This is a genomic window from Spiroplasma platyhelix PALS-1, from assembly GCF_021496725.1.
GTDB classification, from domain to species: domain Bacteria; phylum Bacillota_I; class Bacilli_A; order Mycoplasmatales; family VBWQ01; genus Spiroplasma_D; species Spiroplasma_D platyhelix.
This window is the reverse complement of record NZ_CP051215.1, coordinates 103843-130219: the sequence shown is the minus strand read 5'-3', so window position 1 is coordinate 130219 and position 26377 is coordinate 103843. Positions and strand designations below refer to the sequence as shown.

At 31.8% G+C, this 26377-nt stretch carries 36 protein-coding genes; 1 reads left to right on the top strand and 35 read right to left on the bottom strand.

Features of this window, described 5'->3' with window-relative positions; all coding sequences use genetic code 4:
• Window positions 1–15: 15 nt before the first annotated feature.
• The 32 genes from SPLAT_RS00625 to rpsJ form a co-directional block, all read right to left on the bottom strand.
• Window positions 16–2622, bottom strand: coding sequence for a hypothetical protein (locus tag SPLAT_RS00625; RefSeq protein WP_168105151.1), 2607 nt, complete (start codon window positions 2620–2622; stop codon window positions 16–18).
• A 158-nt stretch (window positions 2623–2780) separates the two neighbouring features.
• Complete coding sequence (locus SPLAT_RS00620) at window positions 2781–3287, bottom strand: hypothetical protein (RefSeq protein ID WP_168105150.1); 507 nt, start codon at window positions 3285–3287, stop codon at window positions 2781–2783.
• A 137-nt stretch (window positions 3288–3424) separates the two neighbouring features.
• Window positions 3425–3964 carry a hypothetical protein gene (locus SPLAT_RS00615; protein WP_168105149.1) on the bottom strand — a complete coding sequence of 180 codons (540 nt, stop codon included), beginning with the start codon at window positions 3962–3964 and terminating at the stop codon, window positions 3425–3427.
• A 116-nt stretch (window positions 3965–4080) separates the two neighbouring features.
• On the bottom strand, window positions 4081–4446 hold the full coding sequence (gene rplQ, locus SPLAT_RS00610; RefSeq protein WP_168105148.1) for a 50S ribosomal protein L17: 366 nt from the start codon (window positions 4444–4446) through the stop codon (window positions 4081–4083).
• A 12-nt stretch (window positions 4447–4458) separates the two neighbouring features.
• Complete coding sequence (locus tag SPLAT_RS00605) at window positions 4459–5514, bottom strand: DNA-directed RNA polymerase subunit alpha (RefSeq protein WP_168105147.1); 1056 nt, start codon at window positions 5512–5514, stop codon at window positions 4459–4461.
• Between the two features lie 9 nt (window positions 5515–5523).
• On the bottom strand, window positions 5524–5916 hold the full coding sequence (gene rpsK / locus SPLAT_RS00600; RefSeq protein WP_168105146.1) for a 30S ribosomal protein S11: 393 nt from the start codon (window positions 5914–5916) through the stop codon (window positions 5524–5526).
• Between the two features lie 14 nt (window positions 5917–5930).
• On the bottom strand, window positions 5931–6317 hold the full coding sequence (gene rpsM / locus SPLAT_RS00595; protein WP_168105293.1) for a 30S ribosomal protein S13: 387 nt from the start codon (window positions 6315–6317) through the stop codon (window positions 5931–5933).
• 22 nt (window positions 6318–6339) lie between these two features.
• The gene (gene rpmJ, locus SPLAT_RS00590; protein WP_168105145.1) at window positions 6340–6453 is read right to left on the bottom strand and encodes a 50S ribosomal protein L36; all 114 of its coding nucleotides are present in this window, start codon (window positions 6451–6453) and stop codon (window positions 6340–6342) included.
• A 15-nt stretch (window positions 6454–6468) separates the two neighbouring features.
• Window positions 6469–6708: a translation initiation factor IF-1 gene (infA, locus tag SPLAT_RS00585; RefSeq protein ID WP_235083235.1), complete on the bottom strand. Its 240-nt coding sequence runs from the start codon at window positions 6706–6708 to the stop codon at window positions 6469–6471.
• A gap of 160 nt (window positions 6709–6868) precedes the next feature.
• The gene (gene map, locus SPLAT_RS00580) at window positions 6869–7612 is read right to left on the bottom strand and encodes a type I methionyl aminopeptidase (protein WP_168105143.1); all 744 of its coding nucleotides are present in this window, start codon (window positions 7610–7612) and stop codon (window positions 6869–6871) included.
• Entirely contained in the window at window positions 7605–8255 is a 651-nt protein-coding gene (locus SPLAT_RS00575) for an adenylate kinase (RefSeq protein ID WP_168105142.1), read from the bottom strand. Before SPLAT_RS00575 ends, map begins: the two co-directional genes overlap by 8 nt.
• A gap of 45 nt (window positions 8256–8300) precedes the next feature.
• Window positions 8301–9665, bottom strand: a complete 1365-nt coding sequence (gene secY / locus SPLAT_RS00570; protein ID WP_168105141.1) for a preprotein translocase subunit SecY — start codon at window positions 9663–9665, stop codon at window positions 8301–8303.
• Window positions 9666–10103, bottom strand: a complete 438-nt coding sequence (gene rplO, locus SPLAT_RS00565; protein WP_168105292.1) for a 50S ribosomal protein L15 — start codon at window positions 10101–10103, stop codon at window positions 9666–9668.
• A gap of 18 nt (window positions 10104–10121) precedes the next feature.
• Window positions 10122–10853 (bottom strand): 30S ribosomal protein S5, encoded by a 732-nt coding sequence (gene rpsE / locus SPLAT_RS00560; RefSeq protein ID WP_168105140.1) that lies wholly within the window; start codon window positions 10851–10853, stop codon window positions 10122–10124.
• A 14-nt stretch (window positions 10854–10867) separates the two neighbouring features.
• Entirely contained in the window at window positions 10868–11218 is a 351-nt protein-coding gene (gene rplR / locus SPLAT_RS00555; RefSeq protein ID WP_168105139.1) for a 50S ribosomal protein L18, read from the bottom strand.
• Between the two features lie 29 nt (window positions 11219–11247).
• Window positions 11248–11802, bottom strand: coding sequence for a 50S ribosomal protein L6 (rplF, locus tag SPLAT_RS00550; protein ID WP_168105138.1), 555 nt, complete (start codon window positions 11800–11802; stop codon window positions 11248–11250).
• A 12-nt stretch (window positions 11803–11814) separates the two neighbouring features.
• Window positions 11815–12216 (bottom strand): 30S ribosomal protein S8, encoded by a 402-nt coding sequence (rpsH, locus tag SPLAT_RS00545; RefSeq protein WP_168105137.1) that lies wholly within the window; start codon window positions 12214–12216, stop codon window positions 11815–11817.
• 16 nt (window positions 12217–12232) lie between these two features.
• Complete coding sequence (locus SPLAT_RS00540; protein ID WP_168105136.1) at window positions 12233–12418, bottom strand: type Z 30S ribosomal protein S14; 186 nt, start codon at window positions 12416–12418, stop codon at window positions 12233–12235.
• Between the two features lies 1 nt (window position 12419).
• Window positions 12420–12977: a 50S ribosomal protein L5 gene (rplE, locus tag SPLAT_RS00535; RefSeq protein WP_168105135.1), complete on the bottom strand. Its 558-nt coding sequence runs from the start codon at window positions 12975–12977 to the stop codon at window positions 12420–12422.
• Between the two features lie 18 nt (window positions 12978–12995).
• Window positions 12996–13349, bottom strand: coding sequence for a 50S ribosomal protein L24 (gene rplX, locus SPLAT_RS00530; protein ID WP_168105134.1), 354 nt, complete (start codon window positions 13347–13349; stop codon window positions 12996–12998).
• A gap of 14 nt (window positions 13350–13363) precedes the next feature.
• On the bottom strand, window positions 13364–13732 hold the full coding sequence (rplN, locus tag SPLAT_RS00525) for a 50S ribosomal protein L14 (protein WP_168105133.1): 369 nt from the start codon (window positions 13730–13732) through the stop codon (window positions 13364–13366).
• A gap of 2 nt (window positions 13733–13734) precedes the next feature.
• Window positions 13735–14010: a 30S ribosomal protein S17 gene (gene rpsQ, locus SPLAT_RS00520; RefSeq protein ID WP_168105291.1), complete on the bottom strand. Its 276-nt coding sequence runs from the start codon at window positions 14008–14010 to the stop codon at window positions 13735–13737.
• Between the two features lie 4 nt (window positions 14011–14014).
• On the bottom strand, window positions 14015–14428 hold the full coding sequence (gene rpmC / locus SPLAT_RS00515; protein WP_168105132.1) for a 50S ribosomal protein L29: 414 nt from the start codon (window positions 14426–14428) through the stop codon (window positions 14015–14017).
• The gene (gene rplP, locus SPLAT_RS00510) at window positions 14409–14879 is read right to left on the bottom strand and encodes a 50S ribosomal protein L16 (RefSeq protein ID WP_168105131.1); all 471 of its coding nucleotides are present in this window, start codon (window positions 14877–14879) and stop codon (window positions 14409–14411) included. Before rplP ends, rpmC begins: the two co-directional genes overlap by 20 nt.
• A gap of 1 nt (window position 14880) precedes the next feature.
• Window positions 14881–15612, bottom strand: a complete 732-nt coding sequence (gene rpsC, locus SPLAT_RS00505; RefSeq protein WP_168105130.1) for a 30S ribosomal protein S3 — start codon at window positions 15610–15612, stop codon at window positions 14881–14883.
• A 9-nt stretch (window positions 15613–15621) separates the two neighbouring features.
• Window positions 15622–15957, bottom strand: a complete 336-nt coding sequence (gene rplV, locus SPLAT_RS00500) for a 50S ribosomal protein L22 (protein ID WP_168105129.1) — start codon at window positions 15955–15957, stop codon at window positions 15622–15624.
• A 9-nt stretch (window positions 15958–15966) separates the two neighbouring features.
• Window positions 15967–16239, bottom strand: a complete 273-nt coding sequence (rpsS, locus tag SPLAT_RS00495; protein WP_168105128.1) for a 30S ribosomal protein S19 — start codon at window positions 16237–16239, stop codon at window positions 15967–15969.
• Between the two features lie 13 nt (window positions 16240–16252).
• Complete coding sequence (gene rplB / locus SPLAT_RS00490) at window positions 16253–17122, bottom strand: 50S ribosomal protein L2 (RefSeq protein WP_168105127.1); 870 nt, start codon at window positions 17120–17122, stop codon at window positions 16253–16255.
• Window positions 17123–17141: 19 nt separating this feature from the next.
• Entirely contained in the window at window positions 17142–17438 is a 297-nt protein-coding gene (gene rplW, locus SPLAT_RS00485) for a 50S ribosomal protein L23 (RefSeq protein WP_168105126.1), read from the bottom strand.
• The gene (gene rplD / locus SPLAT_RS00480; protein ID WP_168105125.1) at window positions 17438–18067 is read right to left on the bottom strand and encodes a 50S ribosomal protein L4; all 630 of its coding nucleotides are present in this window, start codon (window positions 18065–18067) and stop codon (window positions 17438–17440) included. Before rplD ends, rplW begins: the two co-directional genes overlap by 1 nt.
• Window positions 18068–18083: 16 nt before the next feature.
• Window positions 18084–18791, bottom strand: coding sequence for a 50S ribosomal protein L3 (gene rplC, locus SPLAT_RS00475; protein ID WP_168105124.1), 708 nt, complete (start codon window positions 18789–18791; stop codon window positions 18084–18086).
• A gap of 62 nt (window positions 18792–18853) precedes the next feature.
• Complete coding sequence (gene rpsJ / locus SPLAT_RS00470) at window positions 18854–19174, bottom strand: 30S ribosomal protein S10 (protein WP_220190961.1); 321 nt, start codon at window positions 19172–19174, stop codon at window positions 18854–18856.
• 740 nt (window positions 19175–19914) lie between these two features.
• On the opposite strand from rpsJ, the gene uvrA reads away from it, so the two are divergent.
• Window positions 19915–22791, top strand: coding sequence for an excinuclease ABC subunit UvrA (gene uvrA / locus SPLAT_RS00465; protein WP_168105123.1), 2877 nt, complete (start codon window positions 19915–19917; stop codon window positions 22789–22791).
• Window positions 22792–23045: 254 nt separating this feature from the next.
• Here uvrA and SPLAT_RS00460 read toward each other — a convergent pair whose 3' ends face one another.
• From SPLAT_RS00460 to SPLAT_RS00450, 3 genes are all read right to left on the bottom strand, one after another.
• On the bottom strand, window positions 23046–23384 hold the full coding sequence (locus SPLAT_RS00460; RefSeq protein WP_168105122.1) for a type II toxin-antitoxin system PemK/MazF family toxin: 339 nt from the start codon (window positions 23382–23384) through the stop codon (window positions 23046–23048).
• A gap of 329 nt (window positions 23385–23713) precedes the next feature.
• Window positions 23714–24640 (bottom strand): 1-phosphofructokinase, encoded by a 927-nt coding sequence (pfkB, locus tag SPLAT_RS00455; protein WP_168105121.1) that lies wholly within the window; start codon window positions 24638–24640, stop codon window positions 23714–23716.
• A gap of 10 nt (window positions 24641–24650) precedes the next feature.
• A complete protein-coding gene (locus SPLAT_RS00450) occupies window positions 24651–26294 on the bottom strand; it encodes a fructose-specific PTS transporter subunit EIIC (RefSeq protein WP_168105120.1) in 1644 nt (547 codons plus the stop codon).
• Window positions 26295–26377: the final 83 nt, after the last annotated feature.

Here is a 26377-nt window from a genome sequence, read left to right as displayed (position 1 = left end):
TTTTTTAAACTGCAATTAATTATTTCGACGCATAATTTCATCATCACTCTCAGAAGCTGTGACTGGCTTATCAGGATTATTTTTTGCCTTTCAATCTTTGTACCACTGATACTGACCTTCTTCTGGAAAACGTTTTATTACTTTTTTGCGAACTTTTGGCATCTCTTCTTTTGGCAGTTTTTTTCAAATTGCTTTATTTGTTTTTGGATCAACATATTTAGTTAATTTTTCTTCCATCAAAATCTTCGCGAGTTTCTTACTCTTACAAGTTCCATAATATATTTCGCGATTTCTTAAAATTGAAGCTAGTAACCCAATAATTAAGAAACCAACAGTTCAAATTATCAAAATTCCTAATTGTTGCAAGATATATAAAGTATCAGCTAAATTAGCACCATTAATGGCAATACTATAAATAATGACCCCTTGACCATGCATTGAATAAGTGTATGGTGCAATATAACTTAAAACATCAAAGATTCCTGCTTGCATAAATGTTGGAAAAGTTCCTCATCCAGAAGATAAGTTGATAATTAATAAAAGAATTATTAAAAACTTACCAACTGTTTCATCTTGAACACTAAACCATAAAGCTTGCTGAATGACAACAAAAACAGTTGCAGTAAACATCATTCATAAATACATCAACCCAAATGCTGAACCCATAACTGATCAACCTAAAGCGTAAACAGTAATCATCAAAATTGTTGTTTGGATTCATGCTGTAACAAGCATTAAAGTTGTTTTTGATAAGTATCATGCTCATGGCTTAGCTTTCTTAACTCGCTTAGCTCGATCATAAACAAATGTTTGCATTAAAGTACCAACTCATAATCCAATACATAAGAAGAACTGTCCTAATCCAATCCCATAAGGATTAAATTGACTCCCAACAATAGTCGTTTTGATAAAGTCATCTAAGTTAGGCAATAATCCATCTAATGCAAATAAACTAGGCGCAATTAATGTTTGAGTTTGATTTTCAGCAACATCTCTACCAAGAACCAGATACATAATAGCATTAACATCATGACGTAAATTATAGTTAAATGTTCCTTTTTGTGGTTTTGCTAAATCTCCAAAAGGCAAGACATAAGCACTTGTACTCGTTTTACTATTAGCAGATAAAATACTAATTAAATTAAACTGTGTATGAAGTGGACCTGAAGCAACAGTGATTAAACTTTTATAATCAGTTACTTGACTAGCAATTGGTCCAGTAGCTTTAATTGGAAAGTTAGCATTACTATCATTTGGAATGATAGTACCATCTTGCTCTAATAATCCAGCAATATTTCCTGCTGTTGAAAATAACTTTTTAATTCCATCACTATCAATTGTTAGACTTCCTAAGTTCTTTTCAATTAACTGACTATTAATTTTTTTAGTTAGTGTCGTTGCTAAACTACCAGCAATGAGATCACCATTTTGACTTTGCATCAATTGATTCCAATTATCAGAAAGAACGCTTAAAAACCCATCTGTTCCTCAAGGTTGACTGATATCTGTTCCTGTTGTCCCTTCAATACTCTTTTCTGGCATAGTTCAACTAGAAAAATCAGTATCAGCTTTAATTGCATCAATCATTTCTTTATTACGAATAACATATTCTGTTCCTTGCGTAACTTTAAAGTAAACACTATGAAACTCTGATGAACCATGGTCACCCGCTATAGGTAGTGTCTTAGCAGCATTCTCTGGAGCAGTAAAGACAAGTTGACTTTTGATGTTATTTAGAGAGTTTTGAATGATTAAAGAAATCATTTGACTGATAACTTGTGGCCCTAAGTCAACTAATAAACTACTTTTAAATTCATCAAAAATATACATGAATTGACCAAATAAGAAATTATGCTTGTAAGTTGATCAAAAATGCATACTATTTTTTTGCAAATCAGTAAGGAAGTCACTTGGATCCTTCGCTTGATTCTCATCTACTGGTAACTTAAAAGCTCTTTGTAAACTAGCATCAAAATAACCTAGAACATCACTGGATAGTTTTGTTGGCATTTGAATTTGAGCTCAATATTTTCTTTCATTCTTAACATCTCAAGAACCATCTGACTTAGGCTCAGCAATTTCTTTTGCTGCTGCACCATTTAAATAAGTCAAATTTGTTAGCGACATAGTCTCATTAACTTTAATAGTAAATTTATCTTTATTTTGATCATAAGAAATATTGTCAACACTGCCTGACTTTCAGGCATCCACTAAGTTGTCAACTAATGACATTTTATTATGAATAAATGATGCAGACTTAACAATTTTTGTTCCTGCTGTTGTGATAAATTCGGTACCATCAGCAATAGCACCTCAATCAGTGCTATCATCAATAACAACTGGCTGACCACCTTCAATATAACTATAGGCCTCACCAGCAGCTAATTTCCCATCTGATGTTTTGCCAACAATAAAATTAATTGGTGCATCATTGCTAACAATAGCCATGGGTGCTTCACCAATCTTAGGAATTGGATCTCAAAATGCTCAGATACAAATAAAAGCATATAAAAAAGGAACAAAGCAAATAGCAATAAATTTAATTACTCTTTTTCTACTGCTAAAAACTCTTTCTGCAAATTCTGCCTTCACACTATCAACATAGCCATTATATCGCTTCATAATATCCTCTTTCATATATTATTATAATATTAATAATATTATTAATATAAATTTAACTAAGAACTTAATATATCACTTTTAAATTATTTGTCTATATATCAAAGAATAAAAAAAATACTTTTTTTAAAAAGTATTTTTTTTATTCTTAATACTAGTAACTAAATTTTTAGTTGATAAGTTAATTTAACGCTTTCAGTTCAATATGACTCTCATAATTTCATGTTAATCTGAAGTCAATTAATTCTACCAATTTCATCAACTAATTGATAATTGGGTGGAAAAAGTTCTGGATGATTATAATAAACCAAAATTGTGTTAAGATATGGAGCTTTTGCTGTCGCTTTAAATGTTATTCGATTAATTTTTAAACTTTGCTTTTCTATTAAAAAGGCAATCACTAATCAGTCAGATGGAAAAGCGGCTCTACCACCAAATGTTTCACCTTCTGGATTAGTTAGGTAGATGTGAAGATTTTTTGTTTCTGCTTTTCTTGCTTGTGCTCTAAGTTCCATCAATCCTTGATAAAAATTAGGTAGATCAACTTCAATATCTTCTGCTGCTAAATTTGTTAAGTCAATTGTGTCAACAAATTCAAAAATTTCATTTAATGATTTTGTAACATCTTTATTAAGATTACTATGAGATTGATTTTGTTCTTTATTCATGAATAATCCCTTCCTTCTTTATAATATAATGATTATAAATATGAATATTTTTATTGTCATATCACTAAACTTTTAAAAAGATAAAAAAGATGCTAATCAGCATCTTTTTAAGTAAAGTTTTCTTTAACTATTTAATTCTACTTTAACTTCATTCATAAATAATATTTAAATTCAATATCATTAGTGAAAAAATCAGCTGGATTAACACCCATTATTTCTCAATCTAATTCTCCAATGACAGCAGATAAAATTTCCTCACTATCATCTTGCGTTCAAGAAATAACAACATTATTTGCTTTATTATCGATAAGTGAAATATTTAATTCTGCTTTAGTGATAAATCCGTTATGTTCTAAAATTCCTTCTAACAGAATATTTACATCTTCATCATTTGATCAAATAAGTTCTTGTTGATTATTATTAGCATATTTTATTGTTGCTGCTGATTCACTAACACCCACAACTTCATCAACTAAAAAAATTTCATTTAAGCCTCTTTTTAAATTTTTTAATTCAACAGTTTTTGAATCTTCATTTTCTGGTAATGTTAAATCAACATTGTCCCTTACTAGGAACAAAGGAGTTACTATTTCTTGTGTGTTATTTTGCTGTAATACTGGAGCTACTGCAGTTCCTGTTAGTACTAAACTTGTTAGTAAAATTAATCCTTTTTTCATTTAAACCTCTCCTTTTTTTCTGATATATAATTGATTATAAACATGAATATAGTTATTGTCATACTGACATTACAAAAAAAAGATGCCTTTTCAGCATCTTTTTTTAAATCATCATTCTATACGAATGTGATGATCACCATTTTAGCGTTGTCTCCAGCTCTTGGGTTGATCTTAATTAATTTAGTGTAACCACCATTACGATCTTGATATCTTTGAGCGATTGTTGTGAATAGTGTTTGAATCACAACATCTTTATCACTTTCTTTTGTAGTGATTTTGCGTAATTTTGCAATTGCCATTCTTCTTGAATGAAGGTCACCACGTTTTGCTAGTGTTACTAATGGTTCAATAAAAGTTTGCAACTTCTTACCAGTATTTTCAGTAACAACTAGTTTACCATGTAAGATCAATTGGCTAGATAAATCACGTAATTGGCCATACTGTTTACTAGTTGTAAACCCGTTATCGTTAATATATGACATTATTTGCCTCCCTTATTTCCCTTCATCTTTATATTCATCAACAATATTTTCTAATGATTTTTCTTTTCATTTATCAAAGTTCTTTTTAAAACTCTTAATAATACGATCAATCGCATCTTTGTCGATTTGAAAAACTGTTAGAACAGAAGTGATAATATCTTCTAATGATTTATCTCCTAAATTTTCCATGTCTTTCAATTCAACTAGTTTTTTGTGATAGAAGTCACCTAAAGTCTTACATCCTTCACGTTTCAAACAGTTGTATGAACGAGCAGATAAGTCTAAGTCTTCTAGAACTAGATTTAAATTATCATTTTCTTTATTGTCAGATGTAGCAATTACTTCAAAGTTTCTTACTTCATCACTTAAATTAATAAATAATTCTAAATGGCCAAAAAAGATTTTTGCTGCCATTGAAATGGCACTAGCAGGACTAATTGCACCATTTGTTTGGATAGCTAGCAATAATTTTTCATAATCTACGCCTTTAATAGTTTTTGTAATTGGTTCTACTTTGTAAGTTACTTTAGTTACAGGTGAGAAGTTTGCATCAACTGCCATAATTCCCATACTGTTTCCAACTAATTTTTTGTTTTCTTCAAAACTTGCGTAACCACGAGATTTCTTAACAAAAAATTCTACTTCTAAACCTAAATTACGATTAGTTGTGTGAAAAATAACTAAATCTTTATTCACAACTTCAACACCAGTTGGACAAACAATGTCTCCTGCTGTTACGGCAGCTTCACCCTTAACATTTAAAGTTAAGTTTTCAATTTTGCTATCTGCAGCAATGTTGTTAGATGTTAGAACAATATCTTTAATATTTAAGATAATTTCTGAAACATTTTCAACAACACCTTTAATTGTACTGAATTCATGGTTCACACCTTGAATTCTTACTCCATAAATTGCAACACCAGGGATAGAAGATAATAGTGTTCTTCTTAAAGCATTACCTAAAGTTGTAGCAAAGCCACGTTCTAATTGACTAACATTAAATTCCATATAATTTTCATTTGGATCTTCTTGATTTAAAAGAAATTTTGGTCTTAAAAATTGATTCATTCCATTCACCTATTTTCTTGGCTTCTTAGGTGGGCGACAACCATTATGTGGTAATGGTGTTACATCACTTAATTCATGTAATTCAAAATTTAATGCTTGTAAACTACGAATTGCTGGTTCTCTTCCTGGTCCTGTCCCGTTAACATAAATTGATAAAATTTTAACTCCATGTTCCATGGCTGTTTTCCCTGCAGCTTCAGTTGCTTTTTGGGCTGCATGAGGAGTTGATTTTCTTGTTCCTTTAAAGCCAACAGCTCCAGCACTAGATCAAGCAATAACATTCCCGTTAACATCAGTAATAGTTATAATTGTGTTGTTGAAGCTTGCTTTAATGTAAGCTTTTGCTTTAAGAAAATTAGGATTAACTTTAATTTTCTTTTTTGTAGTTGATTTATTAATCATATTAATTTTCTCCTTTATGCCGCTTTCTTCTTATTAGCTACAGTTTTTCTTGGACCTTTACGAGTTCTAGCGTTAGTTTTAGTTGATTGACCATTTACTGGTAAACCTTTTCTATGTCTAATCCCACGATAGCAACCAATTTCCATTAAACGTTTGATGTTTAAAGAAACTTCTCTTCGTAATTCTCCTTCAGTTTTGTAATTTTTTTCAATTTCTGCACTAATGGCACTAATTTGTTTTTCTGTTAATTCAGCAATTTTTGTAGTTGGGTTGATACTTAATTCAGATAAAATCTTGATAGCACTACTTCTACCAACTCCGTAAATTCTTGTTAGACCAATATCAGAATGCAAGTTTCCAGGAATGTTTACTTGTCCAATTCTTTTACTAGCGATATTCATATTTGACATATAATCCTCCTAATTATCCTTGACGTTGTTTGTGTTTTGGGTTGACACAAATAACCATATTGCGGTTTTTACGTTTAATTATTTGACATTTGTCACAAATCTTCTTTACTGACGCTTGTACTTTCATATTTTTGTCTCCTAATTATTTTTGTTCATTGTTAAAATTTGATGGTTTATTAGTTTTATGACGAAACACGATGCGACCTTTTGTTAGATCATAAGTTGACAACTCAACTGTAACAAAATCTCCTTTAAGAATTCGAATGTGATTCAAACGAATTTTTCCAGAAGGAGTTGCATCAATAACTGTATCAAAATCCTTTAATAAAACTTTAAATTTTGTATTTGGTAAAACTTCTACAACTTGAGCTTCACATAAAATAGTATTTGGCTTATTTTTTTCAAAACTATTGCTACCAGTAGAACTAGTACTTTTTTGTTTTTGATGTTGTGGTTTCTTTTTGGCCATTAAATACCTCTCTAAATATATCATATTTTAACAATTTTTTAAAGTAGTGCAGTATTGAAAATACTGCAAGGTACTACTTGGTTAATATTTCGCAACCATCATTTGTCACTAATAATGTGTGTTCAAAATGAGCGGTTGGTTTGTTATCTGTAGCTACAACAGTTCACTGATCTTTTAAAACTCTAACTTTATCAGTTGTAGTTTGCACCATTGGTTCAATACAAATGGTCATACCAGCATGTAACCTCATACCAGTATTTGCAACACCAACATTAGGGATTGCTGGGTCTTCATGAAGGGATTTACCAATACCATGACCAGTGTATGATGTTGGTAAATAAAAGCCTTGACTTTCAACATAAGCTTGAATTGTTGCACCAATGTCACCAATTCTTATGCCTGGTTTAATAATCTCAATCGCTTTCTCTAATGCTTCTTTAGTAACATTAATAATCTTTTCTTGCTCTGCTGTTGGCTTGCCAACGCACATGCTAAAGGCTGCGTCACTGTGGTAGCCTTCAAAGGCTGCTCCAGCATCAACTTTCACTAGATCATTAAGTTTGAAGGGTCTATCATTAGGAATTCCATGAATTAGTTGTTCGTTAACCGAAACACAAATTACTGCTGGAAATCCATGATAATTAAGAAACGATGGTGTAGCTTTATGTTTCTTAATAATTTCCCTTGCTTTTAAATCAAGCATTTTTCCTGTTGTTCCAACCTTTATTAGTTTTGCTAATTCTTGATGAATTTCTGCAACAATTTTTCCAGCTTTTCTCATCTTAACAATTTCTGATGCGCTTTTAATACTAACCATGAATTGCCTCAATAATTTGTTTTAATTGCTGACGAATTGTTGTGTTATCTTGATTAGCGTCTATTACTTTTAAAAGTCCCTTGCTTCTAAAGTAATCTACTAAAGGTTGTGTTGATACATTATATTCATTTAACCGAGTGACAATTTTATTGCTATCAGTATCATCGGTTCTTTGAATTAATGGTGTTTGGTCCTTATCACAAAGAGTATCCACTTTTGGTGGCATAGAGATACGATTGTAAGTTGTTTTGCAAACTGGACAAACCAATCTTGCTAGTAAACGGTCAACAATCGTTTGCTCTTTAATCTCTAGATATAAGACCACATCAATCTTGTGATTGATTTTTTGAAGAACTGTTTCTAAAAACTTAACTTGACCAATAGTTCTAGGGTAACCATCTAAAATAAAGTTATCTTTAAGATTAGTGATTTTATTGTCAATGATGCCATTCATGACATCATCAGGAACATACTTACCTTGATCAATAAAACTTTTTGCTGATAAACCAATTTCTGATTTAGCAACAATCTCATCTCTTAGTAAGTCACCAGTTGAAAGATGAACAAAGTGATATTGTTCAACTAAAAAATCTGATTGAGTTCCCTTTCCTGAGCCTGGAGGTCCTAAAATAATTAAATTCATGTGTTCTTCCTTTTTTTACATTTATTTATAAATGTTTGATAAATACTAAGATCATAAGTGTTCTTGAGAAACTTTTTGTTCTTTGTAATTTAAGAATGAATGTTGAGTAATTCTTCCTTTAACTTGTTTTGCAGTATCTAAAGCCACTCCAACCATAATAATTAGTCCTGTTCCACCAATAGCTAATGATGAAGGCAGGTTAGCAACCTTAGAAATTAAGAATGGTAGCACTGCAACTAATGTTAAGAAGCTTGCACCAATTGTGCTTAAACGATTTAACATTCTTTTGATGTATACTTCTGTTTCCTTGCCAGGTTTGACACCTGGAATATACGTTCCTGCTTTTTGAAAGTTTTGTGACATTTGCTCAGGGTTAATTTGGACATGAGCATATAAATAAGTAAACAGTATCGTCATGATAGCAAAGATACTAATTCCGACTCATGATTGAAGCGACAAATAGTTCTGCGTAAATTTCGCAAAACCACTATTTGGGTTGCCACTTTGAATAATTTGAGCAACTGTCATTGGAGCAGTGATTAAAGCTGAGGAGAAGATGACAGGAATAACCCCAGCAGAATTAATTTTTAAAGGTAGATAAGAAGACTTATCACCCTTTAGTGTTAGTCCACTTCCTGATTGTTGAATTGGAATATGTCTTTCAGACTCATTAAAAAACACTACGACCAAGATGATAAACAAGAAAGCAAGTAAATATAATGCAAATTGTAAAGCTCCTTGGAAGATGACAGCATTGTTTGAATCTGGCCCTACTCAATATTTAAAAGTAGCAGCTAAATTAAATGGTAAATTGGCAGCAATCCCACCAAAAATAATTAATGAAATCCCGTTACCAATCCCACGATTAGTAATTTGATCTGCCATTCATAATGATAACATAGTTCCTGCTAAAAGAACCATTGGTACCAAAAAGTAGTAAAACATTGCTGGACCAACTCCAGAACCACTTGATCAGTCAACACTAATGATGCCTTGAGATTGTAGTCCTAAAATTGTTGCAAAGCCTTGCATAATGGCAAATGGAACAGTTAGAATTCTGTTCATTAATTCTAACTTGCGTTTCCCTTTTTCTCCTGATTTAGCTCATCTTGTTAGTGTTGGTACAACATCAGTTGACAACAACTGAACAATAATTGAAGCTGTAATATAAGGAGATACTCCAAGAGCGAAAATTGAGAAGCGATTAATCGCACCTCCACCCAACATTGAGATTAGGTTAAAGAATTCTAATCCACTATTGTTGCTGCCATTTAAATCACCATTTAAATGGACTCCTGGAGCAGTAATGAAGGAACCAACTCGAAAGATCACTAATACAAAAATAGTAAATAAGATTCGAAGAATAACTTCTTTATACTGTTTTGTTAATTCACGAGTGGTCTTAAACACCTAAATCACCTCAGCTTTTCCTCCAATTTTTTCAATTGCTAACTTAGCAGCATTTGAAAATTTATGCGCTTGAATATTTTTAGCTGTTGCTAAAGTTCCGTTGCCAAGAACTTTAATTTGATGTTTTTTATCCTTAATAATTTTTAATTGATATAACAATTGTGGTGTTACATCAGTTTCTTTAATGCTATTAATTTGATCTAAATTGATAATAGCATATTTAATAGTTGTTGGATTTGTAAATCCTCTTTTTGAGATTCTTCTGTATAAAGGAGTTTGTCCTCCTTCAAATCCAGGTCTTACTCCTCCACCAGTTCTAGCGTTTTGGCCTTTTGTTCCCTTACCGGCAGTCTTCCCAAGACCAGAAGAAGTTCCTCTTCCTTTTCTCTTAGGTTTTTTTCTTGAAAAAGGAGTTGCTTGTAATTCATGTAGTTTTAATTCCATTTTAGTCTCCTCCTACTTTCTAACATCAGAACTAGCTACAGAAGTAACTGGAGTAGTTTTTCTTTTGATGTTTTTGTTTTGAAAAAATTCTGCTGATTTAAGAGAGCTCAATCCATTGATTGTTGCTCTTGCTAAGTTGATTTTATTGTTTGACCCTAGTGATTTAGAGTAAATGTTTTGGATTCCTGCAAGTTCAACAACGTCTCTTGCACTTCCTCCGGCCTTAACTCCAATCCCTTCTTTTGCAGGTTTCAATAAAATTTTACTTGCACAATAAGTACCCATACCATGATGGTAGATTGAATAATCTTTGTTGATTGATACTTGTTTTAGATTTTTATGAGCTGCTGCAATTGCTTTTTTAATGGCATCATTAACTTCATTTGCTTTTGCAACTCCAAGTCCTACGGTTCCTTTTTTGTTCCCAACAACAACTGCTGCTGAAAATCTTAGTCTTCTTCCACCTGTAGTTACTTTGTTAATTCTTCTAATTCAAATAACTTTTTCTTGAAAGTCACTTTGTTCTTTTGGTTTACGAAAATCTTGTCTTGTTCTTTGTGGGCGGTCTTTATTTGACTTATTTTTGTCTTGTGGGCGAAATGGTCTTCTAGTATCGTTAGCGTTTACAGCACGACTAGTGCTAGTACTTGCGCTATCTTTAGGATTTTTTGCTACTGCAGTTTCTTGCTTTGCTTCTGTTGCAGTTGAGCTAACTTGAGTTTCTTTTTTATCTTCTAAGTTCATTGCAATTTCTCCTTCTAAAATTCTAATCCGCTTTTTCTGGCAGCATCAGCGAATGCCTTAACTTTGCCATGATATAAATTCCCACCACGATCGAACACTACTGATTTGATTTTCTTGTCACCTGCTAATTTAGCAATTTCGTGACCTAATTTTGTTGCTGCTTCGATATTTTTCTTTGACTTTAAATCTTTAAAAGTCAAAGATGATAAACCAATAATAGTATTTCCCTTGCTATCGTCAATAATTTGAGCATAAAGACTATTATTTGATTTAAAAAGATTTAAACGTGGTCTAATTTCTGAACCAACGATTTTCTTACGGATTCGCAAATGACGAATCTTACGAGCTTCTTTTCTGTTGAACATACTTGTCTCCTTTAATCATCCTAGCAAGTCTATTTAGACTTACCAGCTGATTTTCCTTCTTTACGACGAATAATTTCATCTCTATACTTAATCCCTTTACCTTTATAAGGTTCAGGTGTTCTAAATTGACGAATTTGGGCAGCAACTTGACCTACTAATTGTTTGTCAATTCCACTGATCTCAAGAACAGTTGGTTTTGGTGAAACAATTGTAATTCCTTTAGGGATATCATACTTAATTGGGTGTGAGTATCCTAAACTAAGATTTAGAATATCTCCTTGCACATTACCACGATAACCAACACCATTAATTTCTAAGTGCTTTGTGAAGCCTTTAGAAACTCCAATCAACATACCATTAACTAATGAGTTAACAGTTCCATGCAATTGTTTCATTTGTTTGTTATCATTTGGTCTTTCTGTGCTAATAGTTTTCTTTTCTTGATCAATGATAATTTTAATTCCTTTTGGAAGGAACTTATTTAAATTCCCTTTACTTCCAGCAACATCTAAATAGTTATTTTCATCTAACTTAACTTGAACTCCATTTGGAATTGTTAGAATACGGTTACCAATTCTTGACATACTTAATTCTCCTTATCAAACATAAGCAAGAACTTCGCCACCAAGGCCTAGTTTCTTTGCTTCTTTGTTTGTCATAATTCCTTTTGAAGTTGAGATAATTGCGATTCCATAACCATTTAGCACATTTGGTAGAGCTTTAGCTTGAGCGTATACTTTTAATCCCGGAGTTGAGATACGTTTTAAACCAAGAATGTTCTTTCCACTATGTCCTAGTAGGATTTCTAAAGTTGGTTTTTTAGGTTGATATTCGTTAACACGATATTTTTCAATATACCCGTTCTTTTGTAGAATATCAGCAATTTTAACTAATTGCTTTGATGATTGCACACTAACAGTACGATGCTTACTCTTATCAGATGTTCTGATTGCATTACGAATAACTGTTAGTAAATTGCTTATTGGATCATTTAACATTTAACATACCTCCTTCTTATCATGAAGCTTTTCTTAAGCCTGGGATTTGTCCCTTATATGCTAATTCTCTAAAACATAGACGACAAAGCATAAACTTACGAATAACTGCATGAGGACGTCCACATTTTTGACAACGTGTGTAAGTTCTAGTGCTAAATTTTGCTTTTCTTTGTTGTTTTTCTTTTAAAGCTGTCTTTGCCATACTACGCCTCCTGCTTTGCCTTTCCCTTGAAAGGGAATCCAAATTTTTCTAATAATAATGTTGCTGCTTGCTTATCATTTGTTGAAGTAACAATTGTTACTTCTAACCCACGAATTTTTTCAACATCTTCGTAGTTGATTTCGGGGAAAATAATTTGTTCTTTTACACCAAAGGTGTAATTACCATTTTGATCAAATGAATTTTTTGATAGACCTTGGAAGTCTCTAACTCTTGGTAGAGCAATAGAAATTAATTTATCCAAGAAATCCATCATTTTTTGACCTCTTAGAGTCACTTTGCAACCAATTGGCATTCCTTCACGAAGTTTGAATCCGGCAATTGATTTTTTTGCTTTTGTAATCACTGGCTTTTGACCTGTGATCTTAGTTAATTCAGCTACTGTTTTATCTAACATTTTTGGTGTAGCAACAGCGTCACCAACACCAATGTTGATAATAATTTTCTCAATCTTAGGTACTTGCATGATTGATGAATACTTTAGTTCTTCTTGCAATTGAGAAACAATTGTCTTTTTGTATTGTTCTTGTAAACGATTCATTTTTAATTGTCCTCCTTATTAAGCTTCAGAACCAGATTTACGATAAACGCGAATCTTTTTCTTATCTTTAAATGTGTACCCAAGTCTTGAAACTTTGTTTGCTTTTCCTGATTTACCATCAATAATCTGCACATTAGAAATATGAATTGGTGCTGGAATTTCAATGATTCCACCCTCTTGATTTTCTTGTGTCGGCTTTTGATGTTTTTTCATAGTGATACCTTCAATAACAACACGATTTTTATCTCGTAAAACTTTAATAATTGGTGCAACAGTTCCTTTGTATTTTCCAGCGATAATTTTTACTTTATCGCCTTTTTTTAGTTTTGTATCAAGAATTTTAATTGCTTTACTTTTTTTACCTAACGCCATAATAATTCTTTCCTTTAAACTATTTCTTCTGCAAGTGAAGCGATCTTGTTGTATCCACGATCTCTAACTTCTCTTGCAAGAACACCGAAGACTCTTGTTCCTCTTGGTGTCTTATCTTCTTTAATTACAACTGCTGCATTATCATCAAATTTTACACAACTACCATCACTGCGTTTCACACCAAATTTAGTACGAACAATAACTGCTTTCACAATTTGTCCTTTTTTAACCATTGAATTTGGTGTTACAACTTTTGCTGAGCAAACAACAATGTCACCAATGTTAGCTGTTTTTTTGTTACTTCCACCCAAAACTCTAATAACCATTGCTTCTTTGATTCCCGTATTATCGGCAATATTCAATCATGATAAATTTTGAACCATAATTAATTATTTTCCTTTGCAACTTGTTCTGCCTTAGTTTCGATAATATTTAGTAAACGAAAGCGCTTTAGAGCAGACAATGGACGAGTTTCAATAATCTTCACAACATCACCAATTTGAGCTTGGTTTTGTTCATCATGAGCATGGTATTTTTTAGTTGATTTGTAACGTTTGTTATAAATTGGGTGAGTTTTTGATGTTTCTATACTAACAACGATAGTCTTATCACTTTTATTAGATACTACTGTACCAATAAAAGTTTTATGTTTTTTTAACATAATATTACTGTTTGTCATTGTTGTTTTCCTCCTTTGGAGTTGAATCTGTTGTTATTTTTTTATCTTCAGGTTTTTCTGGTTCTTTGATTTCAGTATCTGCTTTATTAGATTCTTTATCTAATTTTTTTGTTGCCTTAGCAACTTTTTTATCTTCTTTTTTTGTTGTTTTGTCTTCTTTTTCTTCAGGTAGAGTCATCTTTTTAATATTTAAAGGTTTGATAACTTCACCTTTTTCGCTTCTGCTTTGTAACTCAGTTTTAATTCTGGCAATGTCTTTACGTAGTTGATTAATCATATGCGGTGCATCTAACTTACCAATCGCTTTTTGAATTCTGAAAGCAAACAATTGGGCACGAAGTTGTTCTTCGTGTTCTTGTAACTCTGCAGTTGATTTAGATTTAATTACTTGCATTTCCATTGTTTTCACCTAATTCTTGCTTAATTGTTTTTTTGTTTGATAAGTCTTCTCTACCAACGATTTTACATTTAATTGGTAGCTTATGCATTGCCAAACGTAAAGCTTCTTTTGCCATATCATGATTTGGATAATCTACTTCAAACATTACCGTTCCTTTTTTTACTACAGCTACTCAATGATCAATTGAACCCTTACCAGAACCCATTCTTACTTCAGCTGGTTTTCTAGTGATAGGTAGTTGAGGAAAAATTCTAATTCAAACTTTTCCACCACGTTTCATATATCTTGTCATTGCAATTCTAGCTGCTTCAATTTGTCTTTCAGTAATGTAGCTTCCTTCTTCAGCACGTAGTCCTAGAGTACCAAAATCAACATTTTTGCATCCTTTTGCTTTGCCTTCGTAACTTAAACGATGAACAGCAGGATATTTATATCTTTTTGGAATTGCCATTTTACTTAGCCTCCCTACGACGATTTACTGACTGAGAATTAGCATTACGACGATTTCTTGGGTTGAAGTTTGTTTCTCTTAAAAGTTTTTCTCCTGGAAGGATTTCACCTTTGTAAACTCAAACTTTAATCCCAATTTTACCTGAAACAGTATTTGCTTCTGCTTGAGCAAAATCAATATTACTTCTTAGAGTTGCTAAAGGTACGCTACCTTCAGAATATCCTTCGGTACGTGCCATATCAGCACCACCAAGTCTTCCTGAAACTTTTGTCTTGATTCCTTTTGCTCCAGATCTAAGAGCTCTACGAATTGCTAGTTTTTGTACTGCACGATGAGATAAACGATTTTCAATTTGTTGAGCAATTGTGTTTGCTAGTATCTGAGCATCTAGATCAGGGTTAGCAATCTCAACAACATTAATCTTTACATCCATCTTGCGATTTTTAATAGTTTTTTGTACTACTTTTTTTAATACTTCAAGGTTTGCTGCACCTTGACCTAGAACTGATCCAACACGAACACAGTGAATAAATAGAGTAATTTGTGTCTTTGTTCTTTCAATTTCAATCTTTGACACACCAGCATTTTTTAAATGACTAAGTAAAACTTTACGAATTTGATTATCTTCTAAGATTCATTTTGCCATTTCTTGATCATTTGCTGCGTATCAACGAGATTGTCAATCTTTATTCACGCCATATCTTAAGGCGTTTGGACTAACTTTATGACCCATATTTTCCTCCTACTTTTCATCACTAACAATAATAGTTACATTGCTTGATCTTTTTAAGATTTGAAATGCTCTACCATGTGCTCGTGGGCGATATCTTTTTAGTGTTGGATCTTCATTCACATAAATTGTTTTAATTCTTAACTTATCTGCTTCCATCCCGTGGTTGTTTGTTGCATTTGCGATTGCTGAATTTAATAAAGTGCTAATTGGTTTTGCAGCTTTTTTTGGTTCATGAGCTAAAATAGTAATTGCTCTAACAACAGTTTGATTACGAATTAAGTCTGTAACTAAACGTACTTTTCTTGGACTCATTCTTAGCTTAGATAGTTTTGCTTTTGCTTCCATACTTAACTCCTACTTCTTCTTCTTGTCGTTTCCATGGCCACCAAATTTTCTTGTTGGTGAGAATTCACCTAATTTGTGTCCAACCATGTCTTCTGTAACATAAACTGGTAAGTGAGTTTTTCCATTATAAACTCCAAATGTGTGACCAACAAATTCAGGAAAAATTGTTGAACGACGTGATCAAGTTTTAATGATTTGTTTTTTCTTTAATTGATTTAGGGCTTCTACTTTTTTGATCAATGATTGATCAGCAAAAGGACCTTTTTTTAATGATCTTGCCATAATTTATTCTCCTTTATTTCTTCTTGGCAGCATGTCTAGTTCTTACAATGAACTTGTTTGATGCTTTTTTCTTATCACGAGTTTTCAAGCCTAGGGCTTTCTTTCCTCATGGAGTTACTGGAGTTTTTCTTCCGATTGGTGCTTTTCCTTCACCACCACCATGTGGGTGATCGTTAGGATTCATAACACTACCACGAACAGTAGGTCTCACACCTTTTCAACGATTTCTTCCAGCCTTACCAATGTTTACTAAGTTAACATCTTCATTACCAACAACACCAATTGTTGCTCTACAAATGCTTAATACTTTTCTTACTTCTCCAGAAGGCATTTTTAGTAAGGTATACTTACCATCTTCATCTCTTCCTAAGATTTGTAAACTTGTTCCTGCACTTCTTGCTAATTGAGCACCTTTATTTGGTTTCAATTCAACATTATGTACAAGTGTTCCTTGTGGGATTTTTGCTAAAGGTAGACAGTTACCAACAAGAATATCAACCTTAACATTCTCATTGTCACCAGTACTACTGATAATTTTTTGTCCTACTTCAATACCTTTTGGTGCTAAGATGTAACGCTTTTCACCATCAGCATAATTAACAAGACAAATGTTGGCATTACGATTTGGATCGTATTCAACAGTCTTAATAGTTGCGAAGATATCGTCTTTATTTCTTTTGAAATCAACAACACGATACTTTCTTTTGTGTCCACTACCTTGATGTCTAACAGTAATTTTCCCTTGATTGTTTCTTCCTGACTTACGAACTAATTTTTCTAATAAAGCCTTTTCTGGTTTATTAGTAGTAATCGTACTTTTATAATCAAGTACTGTCATGTTTCTTTGCCCATTTGTAATGGGATTTTTTGATTTAATTGCCATGTCTTACTCCTTTATAAACCTATTTATCTTGACTTTCATCATTGAAAAGACTTAATTGTTCTCCAGCAGCTAACTTAATAACTGCCTTCTTCACTGCAGAAGTCTTACCAATAAAACGGCCAACTGCTTTAGTTTTTGGTTTGCTGTTGATGATAGAAACTTTTTCTACCTTAACTTCAAAAATTTGTTCGAAAGCTTTTTTGATATGAGTTTTGTTGGCTTTACGATTTACAGAAAATGTGTAAACACCATTTGCCATTTGAGCATATGTCTTTTCTGATAAGATCGGACCTTTAATTACTTCACTTAAATGCATTATCCTAAAGCCTCCTCAATATTTTTAATTGCTTCTAAAGTCACTAAAACTTTATTAGCATTCAACAAGTCATAAATGTTAACGCTCTTAGCATTAATACTTTGTGTTCTTGTTAAATTTCTTGCAGATTTGATTACTGTTTGATGATTTTCAACATCACTAATAATCAAAGTTTTGTTATTTGCTAATTCTAAATTTGTTAGTACTTCTAACATTGATTTTGTTGAAGGTTTTTCAAATTTTAATTGATCAATAACAATAATATTTTCATTCTGTAACTTAGCAGCAAGAGCTGATTTTAAAGCTAATTTACGAACTTTTTTGTTTAATTTAATTAAATAGTTCTTTTCAGGAGTCGGACCAAACACGATTCCCCCACCTTTTCATTGTGGAGCACGGATTGACCCTTGTCTTGCATTTCCAGTTCCTTTTTGTTTTCAAGGTTTTCTTCCCCCACCTGAGACTTCAGCACGAGTCTTAACTTTGTGAGTACCTTGTCTTTTTGTTGCATTGTAACTTAATAAACTATCAAACTGAGCTTGTTGATTAGGAGTTACTGCTCAAACTTTTTCGTTTAATGTAAACTCACTAACTTTCTTACCAGTACTATCTACGACATTAATTTTCATAATTTCCTCCATACTACTACTCAGTTTCTACACTTGCACTAGCAACACTAGTGTTTTCAGTGCTTTGTGCACTTGCTCATTTATGTAAGTTAGCTGCTGCAACTGTTTTAGGATTCTTTACTGCTTCTTTAATCACAACGAATCCTTTTTTTGGTCCTGGAACTGAACCCTTAACTAAAATATATTTTTCTTCAACCTTAATAATTTCTAAGTTACTAATTGTTCGCTTAGCATTACCCATTTGACCTGGCATTGGTTGATTTTTAAAGACACGATTGGCTGCAATTGATCCAGTTGATCCCATCTGACGATGTAATCCTGAACCATGACCCATCGGTCCACGAGTTTGATTAAATCTCTTAATTCTTCCTTGGAAACCTTTTCCTTTAGAAGTTCCCGTAACATCAACAAACTCTCCAGCTGTAAAAACATCACTGGCGTTGATGATATCACCAACGTTAAAGCCTGCCATATTACGAATTTCTTTTACGAAGCGCTTAGGTTGACTATCAACTTTTTTAAAATGACCTGCTACTGCTTTATTAGTTAAATTCAAACGTAAATCGAATGTTGAAAGTTGTAAACTGTTGTATTTTTCATTTTCTCCAGTTTTAACTTGACTAACAAGATTTGGTTGAATCTCAATAACTGTAACAGGAACTAGTTGTCCATTGCTTAAAAACACTTGTGACATTCCTAGTTTTTTTCCTAAGATTCCTTTCATTTCTCCTCCTTGAAGATTTTAAAATATTTTTCTTTTTTCTAATTTTATTCAATAGTATTGAATTATTTTGATTCAAGTACCAAAGAAACACTAACGCTGCTAGGCAACTTAATTCCACTTAAAGCGTTTAAAGCTTTTTGTGACAACTTAGCAGTAATAATTCTCTTGTGAATTCTTCTTTCAAATTGTTCACGTGAGTCTTTATGCTTATGCGGTGAACGTAAGATTGTATAAAGTTCTCTATGTGTTGGTAATGGGATTGGCCCAGACATTTCAACACCTTCTTCTTTTAAAGTAGTAGTGAACTTTTTTACAACGTTGTCAAGTGCTTCTTGATCATATCCTACTATACGAATTTTTACACGATCTTCAATGATTGCCATTGATTGTTTCCTCCTTATTAGAACAAATTCATAAATTTCTTTAAATCAAATTTATGAAATAATTTCAAAGTTAGTCTTAACGTTTCTGCTAACTTTTAAAAAGAACAAGACAAGGTTATTTAATGCTACAACTAGCATCAGTGTATCAGTAAAGACACAAAACAACCATGCCTAGTAAGTATAACATATAGAGTAATAAGAAAGGAAGAGGAAAAACCAATTTTTTTTATTTTTTTTAATATCTTTTTTATATTAAAATCTAGTCTTTTTAAAACTAAAATTAAAAAAATTCTAGATAGTTATCACCTTAGATCTCTATCTAGAATTCAATTTCTTTTTTGTTTGCTAAAGAAATTTTATTTTTTTAATTTATTTCACATAGCTATAAATCAATAGATCAAACAAATTGACATATTAAGAATACTAGTAACTGTTGTTACTACCGTAACATTATCATTTTTTCATACAAATCAATTAATAAATATAAAAATAATATTTAAAACTATTAAAGACACTAAAAAACTAAATATAAATAATCATTCTCTTTTTTCTCATTTGCTATCTGACTTTTCTTGAGTACTTATCACTATACACCTTCTCCTATTATTTTAATTAACAAAAATTGCTTCTCTATCATAGTTAAAGACTAACAAAAAAAAGAAAATTAATATAGTATTAAATTAACTTAAAATTTTTAGTATAATTAATTATTAGTATTAATTATTATACGAGGTAAAAATATGAATGAAGAACAAAAATATATCATTGTTAAAGGTGCAAGAGAACATAATTTAAAAAACATTAATATCAGTATTCCTAAAAACCAATTAGTAGTCATAACTGGTGTTTCAGGAAGTGGTAAATCTTCTTTAGCTTTTAATACAATTTATGCTGAAGGAAGAAGAAGATATGTTGAATCATTGTCAGCTTATGCTCGACAATTTTTAGGTAACAGTGAAAAACCTGATGTTGATTCAATTGATGGCCTATCGCCAGCAATTTCAATTGATCAAAAAACAACAAGTAATAATCCGCGATCAACTGTTGGAACAGTAACAGAGATTTATGACTACTTACGTTTATTATACGCAAGAGTAGGAACTCCTTATTGTAAGAATGGTCATGGTGAGATTAGTAATCAAACTTTAAAAGAAATGATTAAACAAATTCAAACTTTAAAAGACGAAACAAGAATTGAAATCTTAGCTCCAATTGTCACTAGTAAAAAAGGAACTTATCAAGATCTACTAGCACAATTGAAGAAAGAGAACTTTTTACGTGTCAAAGTTGACAATAAAATCTACACTTTAGATGAAGAAATTGAATTAAATAAAAATATGAGACATGATATTGATATTGTGATTGATAGAATTGTTTTCAAAAATGATGATGTCACAATCTCAAGAGTTCATGATGCTTTAGAAGTAGCTTTAGAACATAGTAATGAACTAGCAAAAGTAACAATTAATGATACTAATGAAACATGATTATTTTCTCAAAAATATGCTTGTAAGGTTTGTGGTTTTTCACTACCTAATTTAGAACCTCGTTTGTTTTCATTCAATGCTCCTGCAGGAGCTTGTCCAGAATGTAAGGGTGTTGGTGTTCGTTTAGAAGTTGATGAAGATTTACTAATGCCTGACATGAGTCTATCAATTAATCAAGGTGGAATTGAATATTATAAAAATATTGTCAACACAACAAATTTGGAGTGACAAAAATTACAAGTTCTATGTCATCACTATCTAATTGATTTGAATCTACCCTTAAATAAACTAACAAAAGAACAAATTCAATTTATTATGCGTGGTAGCAAAGAACCAATCAACTATAGTCTAACATCAGCTAATGGTAGAAAATATCCTAACTATGATTATATTGAAGGTGTAGCAACTTTAATTGAAAGACGCTATATTGAAACAACTAGTGATCTAGCACGAGAATACTATCGTAAATTTATGACACAAAGAATTTGTGTTACTTGTAAAGGTTCAAGACTAAATGAAGATGTTTTAAGTGTCAAAATTCATACAACTCTAAAAGATAAAAAACAATTATTAAATATTAGTGAACTAACAAAATTAGATATTGAAGAAAGTTTAGAAGCAATCAAACATATTCAATTGTTACCTCACCAACAAGAAATTGCTAAATTAGTTCTTGTAGAAATTAACAAACGTTTGAATTTTTTAATTAATGTTGGCTTAAATTATTTAAGTCTATCAAGAAATGCACAAACTCTTTCAGGAGGAGAATCACAAAGAATTCGTCTAGCAACACAAATCGGTGCTCAACTAACAGGTGTGCTATATGTTTTAGATGAACCTTCAATTGGTCTTCACCAAAGAGACAACAATAAATTGATTGCCACTTTAAAAACAATGCGTGATTTAGGAACAACACTATTAGTAGTTGAACATGATGAAGATACAATGCTAGCAGCAGATTGATTAATTGACATCGGCCCAAAAGCAGGAATTCATGGTGGCAAAGTTGTTGCAGAAGGTACACCAGAAGAAGTTATGGCAAACCCAAAATCAATCACTGGTCAGTATTTAATTGGAACTAAATATATTGAACTTCCCCATACAAGAAGAAGTGGTAATGGTCAAGTTTTAGAAATTAAAAATGCCACTGTCAATAATTTAAATAACTTATCAGCAAAATTCCCATTAGGAAAATTTATTTGTATCACCGGTGTTTCTGGTAGTGGAAAATCAAGTTTAATTAATGAAGTTCTATATAATGATTTGCATAAAATTTTAATGAAAAAAAATCAAAAACCAAATAGCATAATTAAAGGCTATGAAAATGTTGATAAAATCATCGCTATCTCACAAGAACCAATTGGCAGAACACCAAGAAGTAACCCAGCAACTTACACTTCTGTTTTTGATGACATTAGAGATTTATTTGCTAGTAGCCCTGAAGCTAAAATTCGTGGCTACACAAAAAGCCGTTTCTCTTTCAATGTTCCAGGTGGAAGATGTGAGCGATGTAATGGTGATGGTGTAATTAAAATTTCAATGCATTTCCTACCTGATGTTTATGTTGCTTGTGAAGTTTGCGAAGGCAAACGTTACAATAGTGAAACACTACAAGTAAAATGAAAAGGAAAAAATATTTTTGATGTTTTAGAAATGCCTGTCGAAACAGCATTAGAATTCTTTGCCAACCAAGCAAAAATTTATAAAAAACTATCAGTCTTAGAAGAAGTCGGATTAGGATACATCAAACTTGGTCAACAAGCTACTGAACTATCTGGTGGTGAAGCACAAAGAATTAAACTAGCTGCCTACTTACAAAAACGAGCAACAGGTAAAACAATGTATATCCTTGATGAACCAACAACAGGTCTTCATATCGACGATATTAAAAAATTAATCAAAGTCTTAAATAAAATTGTCGATAATGGTGATACAGTTATTGTTATCGAGCATAATTTAGAAGTTATTAAAGTAGCAGACTATATTATCGATTTAGGTCCTGAAGGTGGAAAATATGGTGGAAAAATTATCGCCACTGGTACACCTGAACAAGTAATTAAAAATGAAAATTCTTACACAGGAGAATTTTTAAAACCAATCATTGCTCGTGATCTAAAGAGACTTAAATAAAAAACGACCGATGACTACAAATAAAATTAACGAATTTCGCTAACGAATTGACAAGACTTTTTCGACATGCTATTATTAATGTACCTTAATATAATAAAGATATATTTCATAATATAATTTTATTATAAAAAGGTTTTTGCCTAAAGTTATTTAATTTTAGGAGTCAGATGTAACCCGTAAGGGATTGTCTTATCTTAAGTATTTAAGGTAAGAAGTTAAATAAATTAAAAATTTGGTTATATAACCAAATTTTTTTATGAAAAAATATTATTAAGTGAAGCTAAAATTTCTTTTTGTAACTCCAAATCTATTTTACTAACTACTTTTTCTTTTCTTCGATAGTATGGATTAATAATATCATTTTTATTAATACTTTGTATATTTCCAATCTGAATAATACTTGGATTATTCAATTCAATATCAAAATCTCATTTTTGTTTCTTATGAATTTTTGTTGATATTGGCAATATAACTAAATCATCACCAATAATACTTATAACTATAACAAGTCGTTCTTTATTTTTCGAAAAATTTGTTGTATATGGCACTTTAGCAGTATAAATATTTCATTTATAAATTTTTATTTTCTCCATTTAATAAACTCCTTTAATAACTTTATAAATCAATATTAACGCTAGTATCTAGATAGAACAAGTACTTAATTTATTTTTTTAAAACTATTAAAATTTTAAAAATAATCTTGTATTAAAAATATATCAGTCTAAAATTATTTATGAAAAATAATTATTAGAAGGGGGACTAATATGTCAGGAAATTGTGACAAACCTTGTTATGGGTGCAATTGTAATTGTACTCAAGCAGGTAATCATCCAGATTGTTCAAATTGTAGAAATTGCTCATCTTATGATAACCATACAAGAAAATAAACCTTATAAAAATAGTTAATAATAAAAATTACTCCCTAGGGAGTAATTTTTATTTGTGCTTTCAACTTTTCAACTAAATCTAAGTCACCAATACCTTGGCAGAAAGCAGTTGCTGCTCCTGCTGCCGAAGCTACTAGTAGACTTTCTCTAATATCTTTAGTTTTGCTGTATGTTCCAACAAACCCTGCAACCATTGAATCTCCAGCACCCACTGAGTTAACTAAAGTTCCTTTAGCTGCATTTGCTAGGTAACTTTGATCTTTTGTAACTAACAAACTACCTTGACCACCATTGCTGATCAAAACATTTTGGGCTCCTGAACTGAGTAACTTTTTTGCTAAGTTAGTCACTTCTTCAATGTTGTTAAAACTCGTACTAGCACTAAATATTTCATTTAATTCTGCTAGATTTGGTTTGATCAACAAAGGATGATACTGCAATGTTGACAGCAACACTTCTTTTGTTGCATCAATCGCAAATGTGATTTGATTTTCAGAACAAAATTGAGCAATTGTTTGATAGAGATTCTTACTACTGCCTGGTGCAATTGAACCAGACATGATCAAGATATCTTCTTTTGTTAGATATTTTTTAATGACATCCATTAGTGCTTTTTCATCAGTATCTGAGATACTAAAGCCTAAACAATTTAATTCTGTTTCTTGATTGTTAGATAAGTCTCTAATTTTTAAATTAAGTCTTGTGTGACCTGCAATTTTATGAAAATCACTCACAACTTCTTTTGTCTTCAAATATGATTCAAATTGTGCTGCTTCACCTTGAGCCATAAAACCTAAAGCCATATTTTTATGACCTAAGTTTTGTAACATCACTGAAACATTCACACCCTTACCACCAAGGATCTGATACTGATCCTTTGCTTTATTAGTTGCTCCTAATTGGAAATTAGGAACACTAATCATTTGATCAATTGCTGGATTTAATGTTAGTGTGTAAATCATTTTCTATCCTTTATTTTAAGATTAAAGTACCATCTTTAATGTTTTTCATTCTTCAGAAACCAAGAATTGCTGCTGAGATTAAAGCTCCTGCAAATAAAGCAACAAAAGCAATTAGAATTGCAATTCCCATTGAACCAGCTTGCGTTGGCATAGTGAATCAGTTACTTCCATTATCTTGAATTCCTAATAGTGGAAAGACAAAGACTCCACCATGAGGTGCACTTAATGTCACCCCAAATCCTGTAAGAATTGCTCCAGTTACTGCACTTCCTGCAACACAACTTGGAATCACTCTTTTTGGATCTTCTGCTGCATAAGGAATTGCTCCTTCTGTAATGAAACAAGCTGATAGGAATCAATTAGTGTTTCCACCTTCAACATCCTTTTTACTTCAATATCTTTTAAAAATTCTTGTTGATAACGCAATCGCTAATGGTGGTACCATTCCTGCAATCATTGCTGTTGCCATAAAAATTGTACCATTGTTAGTTGATCTAATTGAATCAAATGCTGTGTTAGATGCATCAATTGTTGCTGTACCAAAGACATAAGCGGCTTTGTTAATTGGACCACCCATATCAACAGCCATCATAACTCCAACAATTAATCCTGCTAGTGCACTTAGGTTATGCTTAGCCATTTCTGTTAGACCTAAACCTAAACCATAATTTAAATATCCTAACGGAATATTAATTACGAACATAATAACTCCTGCTGCTAGAGCACTAATCACAGGAATGAAAACGATATCTCTTACACCTTGTAGTGATTTTGGCATTTTTTTCATTCCTTTTGTTAGCCCATAGACAACAAAAGCTACTAAATAGGCACCGATAATAGCGCCAAAAAATCCCGAGTTGAAATTCTGAATACTAGGAAAAATTCTTCCTCAAGTATTAGTTCATCCAGTACCATCTGTTTTATAAAGCATTTCTGGTGCATTGGCAATTAACCCTGCCACCATCCCCGGTAGTAGACCTTGTGGACCAACAATAGCGTAACAGATATAAGCTCCTAAAATTGGAATCATCATTGAAAAGATAACTTTTCCTAATCCAGAGAATCATGCTGCAACTCCTCTAGTTACACCAAAATCTCCACCTGAATTTCCACTATCTAATAAGAAACCAATTCCTAGGATTATTCCTCCTGCAACCACAAAAGGTAGCATACGAGATACTCCTGCTAGTAGGTTACGAGTAATATATTTAAAGTTCTTAAATGAAAACTCAATATTTTCTCCGCCACCACCAGATTGATTAATCACTGTTAGTTTTGCTTTTCCTTCAGTTTTACCTTCAAGGTAATTGTTGATTAATTTTTTACTATCTAGGATAGCATCTTTTGTTCCTACTTCTAGTACTTGTTTACCATTAAATCGTTCTACACCAATTAAAGCCTTATCAGCAGCAAAAATAATCACTTTAGCATGATTAATTTCTTCAGCAGTCAGAACATCTTCATTTCCACTTCGGCCTTGTGTTTCAACTTTACATGTCATCTTTAATTCTTTTGCTGCTTCAAGAATTTTTTCTTTTGCCATGTAAGTATGAGCAATCCCAGTTGGACAAGCAGTAATCGCAATGACTTCAGGAAACTTTACATTTGTTTCTTCTTTATGATCTTGCTTCTTACTTGTTGCTTTGCTAGCCATACTTTCCTCCTTATAAATTATCAATTTAATACATTTACTAGTATAGTACTACTAAATCTCTTATTTTGTAAAGTTTTTTAAAT